Annotated in this window: 2 protein-coding genes and 1 pseudogene; all 3 read right to left on the reverse strand. The window is 75.0% G+C overall.

Features of this window, described 5'->3' with window-relative positions; translation table 11 throughout:
• Window positions 1-74: 74 nt before the first annotated feature.
• Complete coding sequence (locus RIN80_RS16995; RefSeq protein WP_309096451.1) at window positions 75-854, reverse strand: endo alpha-1,4 polygalactosaminidase; 780 nt, start codon at window positions 852-854, stop codon at window positions 75-77.
• Complete coding sequence (locus RIN80_RS17000; protein ID WP_309096452.1) at window positions 851-1,519, reverse strand: spherulation-specific family 4 protein; 669 nt, start codon at window positions 1,517-1,519, stop codon at window positions 851-853. The genes RIN80_RS16995 and RIN80_RS17000 overlap by 4 nt, the downstream gene beginning before the upstream one ends.
• A pseudogene (locus RIN80_RS17005) lies at window positions 1,516-2,061 on the reverse strand (hypothetical protein); the annotation flags it as partial. The gene RIN80_RS17000 and the pseudogene RIN80_RS17005, both read right to left, overlap by 4 nt.

Here is a 2,061-nt window from a genome sequence, read left to right on the forward strand (position 1 = left end):
CCGGCCGGCGCTCCTGCCCGGCCGGCGCTCCCTCGCCGACCGGGTCGTGGGCGCGGCGGTCACGGGCGCCGGGCTCAGCACTCCCGCCGCCACGCACCCAGTTCGTACTTCTTGAGCAGCGAACTCAGCCTCAGGCGGCGGGACTCGGCGCAGAAGCGCCCGGTGGGCACCTCGTACTCGACGTGGAAGACCGCCTTGCCCGCCTCGACGAACGGCTTCAGGGCCCCGCACTCGCCGTACTGGGCGCACTGTTCGTTGACCGCGAAGTCGAAGTCTCCGACCAGTTCCGGGATCTGGTCGAGGTCGTTCTTCAGTCCGACGGCAAGGCCCCGGTCGTGGGCCAGGCGGGCGATGAGGCGGTTGTAGCGGAGCTGGTCGGCGGCCGTGAGCGGGAAGCCCGTGTCGTTGCGGTAGCCGTCCATGTTGTCGGGCTCGACGGCGTCGAAGCCCTTGTCGCGGCACATGTCGATGCGGGCCGCCATGAGCGGTTCCAGGACGTCGGTGCGGCGGATGTCGAGCCAGCGCTCGCCCCGCCAGCCGTTGCCCCGGCCGAGGACGGCCCTCGGGAACTTCCCGGCGTCGGGGCGGAACTCCTCCCAGGCGCCCGTCGACAGGTAGCAGATGACCTTGCGGCCGTCGTCGTGCAGTCCGGCGACCGTGTCCGCGGAGTGGTCGAAGCCGTCGATGTCGTAGACCGGCACGTCGACGGAGGTGTCCAGGCGCCCGCTGAGCTGCCACTGCCAGGCGGTGCCGGGGCGGGGCTGCCAGCGGGGGCCGGGCTTGTCGTCGGGGGCCCGCGTGCAGCCGGCGAGCAGCAGGAGCAGCAGGAGGAGGGGCAGCAGCGGGCGTCTCACGAGGTGTTCTCCAGGGTGTACGGCAGGGTCCCCCAAGGATGATCTCCGGTTCCGGGCACCGCGCAGTACACCATCGCACCCCGTGCCCGGGCGAGGCCGGCCGGGTCGGCGCCGGGCGGGACGTCGTAGAGCAGGTGGCACTGGGGTCCGTCCGGGACGGCGGGCCACGGCTGCGCAGGCGGTGTCAGGTACGACTCCCAGGGGCCCTCGAAGGTGACCAGGAGGTCGGCGACGCCGGCGTAGCAGGGATGCGGTGCCGTGCCGTGGTTGAGGACGAGCGTGCCGCAGCCGGCGGCCCGGGCCGCTTCGGCGAGCCACCGGTAGTGCGCGAACTCCCCTGGTCCGGACGGCACCTGGTCGAGGAAGGCGCCGTCGGTGCCGTACCAGTCGCGGTGCCGGGTGAGGTCGCGGACGACGTCGGTGGCGGCGCGGCGGCCGTAGCCGGTGTCGGCGTACCCGAGGACCCGTACTCCTCCGGAGGGGGGAGCCCCGGCAGCCCGCAGCCGGCCGGCGACCTCGGCGAAGGCCGGGTCGGGGTGGTCGCCGGGGCCGTCGGCGGGGTTGAGGACCACCCCGTAGAGGCGGGGCGCGGCAGCGACGATCGCGTCCCACTCGGCGGGGCGGGCGGCGGGGTGCTCGTAGTACGGGACCAGCAGCGTGCTCATCGATGGGCGGTCGCCCTCCCGAGCAGGGCGCACACCAGGGCGGCCTGGGCCGCGGCCGCCGTGCCGTACACCACCGCGCCCGCCACGTGCGGGTCGCCGGTGCGGGTGACCAGGAGCAGGGTCTGGGCGAGGGCCGCCGCGCAGCACATCGCCGCAGCGCCGGTGACCGCGCCGAACGACTGCAGGAGCAGTCCCGTCCACAGGACGACGCCCAGCAGGAGCAGCCCGGCCGTCCGCACACCGCCCGGCAGCGGGGCGTGCGGCCACAGGGCGGCGGCGGTGAGGCCCAGCGCGAGGAGCGCGGCGAGGTAGGCGGCCAGGCACCTCGCGACGGTGCGGACCGCCGTGCGCCGGAACTCCCGTGCGGTGCGGCTGGAGCGCAGCCCGGCGAGGCTGTCGCTGCGGAAGCGGTACAGCAGCCACTCGGCGGGGCCCATGCTGAGGGTGAGCGCCACCGCCGCCGGCGCGGCGACGGCACTGCCGCTCTCGCCGGCGAGGACGTCGCCGAGCGCCGCGTACAGCACGAGGACGCCGGTGCCCAG

The sequence above is a fragment of the Streptomyces sp. genome, assembly GCF_031181705.1.
In the GTDB taxonomy this organism is placed as follows: domain Bacteria; phylum Actinomycetota; class Actinomycetes; order Streptomycetales; family Streptomycetaceae; genus Streptomyces.

Coding starts and splice junctions, on each gene's coding strand:
- RIN80_RS17000 (WP_309096452.1), bottom strand. CDS start 1,519: ATGAGCACGCTGCTGGTCCCGTACTACGAGCACCCCGCCGCCCGCCCC.